The 456-nt window shown below is 40.6% G+C and carries 2 protein-coding genes; both read right to left on the bottom strand.

What is annotated here, in order from left to right:
* Positions 1–123, bottom strand: a 123-nt coding sequence (locus tag CK486_RS17705) for a TlpA disulfide reductase family protein (RefSeq protein ID WP_141248931.1), incomplete at its 3' end; no start/stop codon positions are given.
* A gap of 210 nt (positions 124–333) precedes the next feature.
* Positions 334–456 (bottom strand): TlpA disulfide reductase family protein (locus tag CK486_RS17710; RefSeq protein ID WP_141248932.1); only part of this gene is annotated, 123 nt, incomplete at its 5' end.

Here is a 456-nt window from a genome sequence, read left to right on the forward strand (position 1 = left end):
AAAAGATTGCATATGTGGCATTTCTGCTTTACAAGGTGGGCACCATGTGGCCCAAAAGTTGAGAATTACTTTCTTCCCTTTATAATCTGAGAGTTGGACTTGTTCTCCGGTTAACGTCGTCAATTCAAAATCAGGTGGTTATGTTTTCCGGGTTCAAAGCCCGATTGGTTCGGTTGAATTGACTTCCTCTTGTTGTATAGTTGATTCGGCTTTAATTGTCGGGTTTCCAAACATTGACGATGATGATGCCGAAAGTTAAAGCTAAGATCGCGAATGTTAACATTTTTTTCTTCATGGCGCGTCGCCTCCGTTTGACGGCTAAAAATGGCGATGTCATTTGTCTTTATTTTTTTCGTAAAAAGATTGCATATGTGGCATTTCTGCTTTACAAGGTGGGCACCATGTGGCCCAAAAGTTGAGAATTACTTTCTTCCCTTTATAATCTGAGAGTTGGAC

The sequence above is a fragment of the Pseudomonas sp. HAR-UPW-AIA-41 genome (assembly GCF_002304225.1).
Classification (GTDB): Bacteria; Pseudomonadota; Gammaproteobacteria; order Pseudomonadales; family Pseudomonadaceae; genus Aquipseudomonas.